Raw genomic sequence first — 4,269 nt, forward strand, 5'->3', positions numbered from 1 at the left:
AATGAGGGTTAATGAGGTTTTTTTTCGCCTTCGGCCGCGCGCCCGGTTTCGGACCTGTGGCGATTTGTGAGAAAAATAAGAAAGTTTGAAAAAATCTGCGACCTTTTGGTCTTTTTCGTGTCCAAGGAGTAGGTAGGATATGTCCGGGAAGGCGGAAGGTACGGGTGCCCTGGGTGAGCGCGGATTTCTCGAGCGCCTTCGCGCGGGCGATGAGGCGGCTTTCGAGGAGTTGATCCAGATCCATCAGGGCCCGCTTTACGGTTTTCTGCTCCGCATGACGGGCGAGCCGGACGACGCGCTCGATCTGGTGCAGGAAACTTTTATCCGGGCGCTTCGGAGCCTTTCCACTTTCCGCGGGGAATCGACGCTCAAGACCTGGCTGCACCGCATTGCGATGAACCTGTTCTTGAATGAAAAGCGCCGGCCGCAGCGCGAGACCGTCACGCCCGAGGAACTCGAAAGCCAAGAGCCGGGTTTTTGGGATCGGCTGACCGGCCATGTCCCCGAACCGGATGAGGTGGTTGAGAGCCGGCAGGAGATGGCCCGTTTGGAAAAGGCCATATTGAAGTTGCCCGAGGAGTACCGCAGCGTTCTGCTCCTTCGGGATCGGGAGGGGCACACGGCCCAGGAAGTGGCGGAGTTGTTGGAGATATCGGTTGCCGCCGTGAAAAGCCGGCTTCACAGGGCGCGGATGTTTGTCCGGCAAGAGATGCTGGGGACGGCGTGAGGCGGACGGAAGTTTCTGAGAGGTAAACCATGTTCCGGATATTAATGCGTACCATCATGCATGCCATCCAGTTGATGATCTACGGCCCGAAGGAAGGGGAGATGCTCTGCAGCGATGTGGGGCCTCTCCTCTCGGAGTTCATCGACGAGGAGGTTGATGCGGCGACGCTGGAAAAAATAAAGGCCCATCTGGATATGTGCGCCCCTTGCCGGAAATTCATGGAATCGCTCGAAAAAACTTCCCGCATGCTGCGGTCCGATCCCTCCCTGCAAATTTCCGAGGATGCGGCGAAGCAGATGATGGAAAAGCTCCGGGCCGAATACCAGCGCGCCCGCGAGGGACTCGGTGGCCACCACGCGCAGTAGCCGGCTTCGTGTTTCCGCTTTCCTGTTTCCGCTTCCCTTCCAGGTGACCCCGCGGCGGATGCCGTGGGGCGCGCGATTTTCGGCCGAGAAAGTCCGGAAGCCTTTGCGATTATTGTCGGAACATTGTATACCCTGCCCTGCGTGCCGGTGACACCGGCGCTGACCTCGAATTTTTTCCCCAGTACCGGCGGTTCGCCGGGAAAGTATGTCCAACCGAATTTTCCTGGGAGGTAGCCCTGTGGCGCTGGCCGTATGCAATTCGATACAGATTTACTATGAGGATCTCGGAGCGGGGTCGAGCCGGATCCCGGTGGTTTTCATACATGGATTTACCTTGAACAACACCATGTGGAGCCCCCAGAAGCAGGCCCTCCGGGGGACGCACCGGGTGGTGAGCTACGATCTCCGGGGCCACGGGCGCTCCGAGAAGCCGGCGACGGGCTACAGCCGGGACGAGGAGGTGAAAGATTTGATGGACCTCCTCAATGTGATCCGGGCCCCCAAGGCGCATCTGGTCGGGCTCAGCCGGGGGGGCGGGATCGCCATTCAGGCGGCTGCCCAGCATCCCGAGAAAGTGGCTTCTCTGGTCGCTTTCGATGCGGGCTACGACTTCGCCCGCTTCATGCCGGAATTCCTCGATCAGCGGCTTCAAACCATGGCCACGCTGCGGGCCGAGGGGCTAAAGGCAGCGCGCGATTACTGGCTCTCGCTGCCGCTTTTCTCGCCGGCCCGGGAGAACGAGGATTTGGCGGCCCAACTCGATAGTATTTTGCTGACCTATACCGGGACGCATTGGCTCGATGAGGGGCCGTCCAATGACGCTTCGCTGGCCGATATGGCTTCTTCCATCACCGCCCGGACGCTGATTGTGGTGGGCGATCGCGATCTGCCCGGTTTTCAGGCGTGCGCCGATGAGCTGGCCGGGAAGATTCCTGGCGCCGAAAAGCGGGTCGTGGCCGGGGCCGGCCATATGACCAGCATGGAGGCCGCCGAGGAAACCAACGAGATGCTCCTGGGGTTTTTCTCGAAGCCGGGTGCCTAGATTTTCCGAATCCCGAAGCCCACATCCTCGCCGGATGCGGGCTTCGGCGCTTTTTACCGGAGTTGGTTCTTCTTTTTCATAGGGGGAGGGTGCGATGGCACGTGTCCCATTCATTGCACGTGAAGATGCTTCTCCAGCTGTGCAGACGATCTACGATGCCCAGGAAAAACATCTCGGGAAAGTGCTGACGACGACGAAGGTGCGTGCCCATTGCCCGGAGGTACTGCAGGGGATCGCCGGCCTTCAGGCGGCCCAGGAGAAAAGCGGCCACGCCCCGGCTGCGCTCAAGCCGCTCCTCACCCTTCTGGTCTCGCGGCTGAATGATTGTCCCCATTGAGTGGACATCCATGCGGCGCGGAGTCTCCGCGCCGGGCACGAGGAGGAAAAGGTCCGGAACATCATGGATTACGCCACGAGCCCTGTCTTCAGCGAGGCCGAGCGGGTGGCCATGGCCTATGCCGAGGGGATGACGAAAACCCCGGTTCAGGTCTCGGATGCCGATTTCGAGGCCCTCAAGGGCCATTTCGACACCCCCGCCATCGTGGAAATCACGCTTTTTGTGGGAATTCAAAACTTTAACGCCAAATCGAACGCGGCGCTCCAGCTGGATATCAACGAACTCTGTCCGATTGACGTGCCGGGGGGAAAGTACTGATTTGGGTTAACGCTTTCAAAAACAATAGTATAGTAGTTTTTCTTTTCCCCGTGATTTCGGAATTGCGGGAGGGGAAGCGGTTTTTGAAAATAAATGCAATTTTACTTTGACAAATCCGTTTTTGACCCCTATATACTCCCTACCCCAGAGGGGGGAAGGTTCGATCCTTTTGGGGTCAAGCTGAAAATTTGAACGGGGGCGATAGTCCCCGAGTTTACAGGTTTTTCGGGTTGACACCTCAGCCCGAGATCGGTTAATCTGTTTGTTTGGCTCCTCCTCGGTTCGAGGCGGAATGTTCTCTGAAAATTGAATAGGGTGTGTGACGTGTTCGAGCGGGTCCTTTAAATCCCCAGATGATTACAAAGGGGCGGGGGCACGATCGGGTAACCGGTACGTGTGCGTAGATTTTTCGAAATCTGCGGTAAGTCCCTTTGTGCTGTTTTTCAACTGGAGAGTTTGATCCTGGCTCAGAGCGAACGCTGGCGGCGTGCCTAACACATGCAAGTCGAACGAGAAAGCCTTCGGGCAAGTAGAGTGGCGGACGGGTGAGTAACACGTGAGCAACCTGCCTTTAGGTCTGGAATAACCCTCCGAAAGGAGGGCTAATACCGGATATGACCACGGCGTCGAATGGCGCAGAGGTAAAAGGTGGCCTCTCCATGGAAGCTACCGCCTTTAGATGGGCTCGCGGCCCATTAGCTAGTTGGTGAGGTAATGGCTCACCAAGGCGACGATGGGTAGCCGACCTGAGAGGGTGATCGGCCACACTGGGACTGAGATACGGCCCAGACTCCTACGGGAGGCAGCAGTGGGGAATATTGCGCAATGGGGGAAACCCTGACGCAGCAACGCCGCGTGGAGGATGAAGGCCCTCGGGTCGTAAACTCCTGTCAGAGAAGACGAACGGCGGGGTGGCCAATACCCGCCCCGTTTGACGGTACTCTCAAAGGAAGCTCCGGCTAACTCCGTGCCAGCAGCCGCGGTAAGACGGAGGGAGCAAGCGTTGCTCGGAATTACTGGGCGTAAAGGGCGTGTAGGCGGGACGGCAAGTCGGGTGTGAAAGCCCTGGGCTCAACCCAGGAAGTGCATTCGATACTACTGTTCTTGAGTGTGGTAGAGGAGAGCGGAATTCCCAGTGTAGCGGTGAAATGCGTAGATATTGGGAAGAACATCTGTGGCGAAGGCGGCTCTCTGGGCCACTACTGACGCTGAGGCGCGAAAGCTAGGGGAGCAAACAGGATTAGATACCCTGGTAGTCCTAGCTGTAAACGATGGGCACTAGGCGCGGGAGGTGTTGACCCCCTCCGTGCCGCAGCTAACGCGATAAGTGCCCCGCCTGGGGAGTACGGCCGCAAGGCTAAAACTCAAAGGAATTGACGGGGGCCCGCACAAGCGGTGGAGCATGTGGTTTAATTCGACGCAACGCGAAGAACCTTACCTGGGTTTGAACTGGATGGGACAGCTATGGAAACATAGTCTC

General features: G+C 58.0%; 5 protein-coding genes and 1 rRNA gene. All 6 read left to right on the forward strand.

Annotated features, from left to right (window positions below; all coding sequences use genetic code 11):
* Nucleotides 1-139: 139 nt before the first annotated feature.
* A complete protein-coding gene (locus tag O2807_12760; protein MDA1001371.1) occupies nt 140-727 on the forward strand; it encodes a sigma-70 family RNA polymerase sigma factor in 588 nt (195 codons plus the stop codon).
* A 44-nt stretch (nt 728-771) separates the two neighbouring features.
* Entirely contained in the window at nt 772-1,092 is a 321-nt protein-coding gene (locus tag O2807_12765; protein MDA1001372.1) for an anti-sigma factor, read from the forward strand.
* 238 nt (nt 1,093-1,330) lie between these two features.
* Nucleotides 1,331-2,134 carry an alpha/beta fold hydrolase gene (locus tag O2807_12770; GenBank protein MDA1001373.1) on the forward strand — a complete coding sequence of 268 codons (804 nt, stop codon included), beginning with the start codon at nt 1,331-1,333 and terminating at the stop codon, nt 2,132-2,134.
* A 94-nt stretch (nt 2,135-2,228) separates the two neighbouring features.
* Nucleotides 2,229-2,471 carry a hypothetical protein gene (locus O2807_12775; protein ID MDA1001374.1) on the forward strand — a complete coding sequence of 81 codons (243 nt, stop codon included), beginning with the start codon at nt 2,229-2,231 and terminating at the stop codon, nt 2,469-2,471.
* Nucleotides 2,472-2,534: 63 nt separating this feature from the next.
* Nucleotides 2,535-2,789, forward strand: coding sequence for a hypothetical protein (locus O2807_12780; protein ID MDA1001375.1), 255 nt, complete (start codon nt 2,535-2,537; stop codon nt 2,787-2,789).
* A 444-nt stretch (nt 2,790-3,233) separates the two neighbouring features.
* Nucleotides 3,234-4,269 (forward strand): 16S ribosomal RNA (locus tag O2807_12785); the annotation flags it as partial.

The organism is bacterium (genome assembly GCA_027622355.1).
Classification (GTDB): Bacteria; UBA8248; UBA8248; order UBA8248; family UBA8248; genus JAQBZT01.

Coding starts and splice junctions, on each gene's coding strand:
- O2807_12780 (MDA1001375.1), top strand. CDS start 2,535: ATGGATTACGCCACGAGCCCTGTCTTCAGCGAGGCCGAGCGGGTGGCC.
- O2807_12765 (MDA1001372.1), top strand. CDS start 772: ATGCGTACCATCATGCATGCCATCCAGTTGATGATCTACGGCCCGAAG.
- O2807_12760 (MDA1001371.1), top strand. CDS start 140: ATGTCCGGGAAGGCGGAAGGTACGGGTGCCCTGGGTGAGCGCGGATTT.
- O2807_12775 (MDA1001374.1), top strand. CDS start 2,229: ATGGCACGTGTCCCATTCATTGCACGTGAAGATGCTTCTCCAGCTGTG.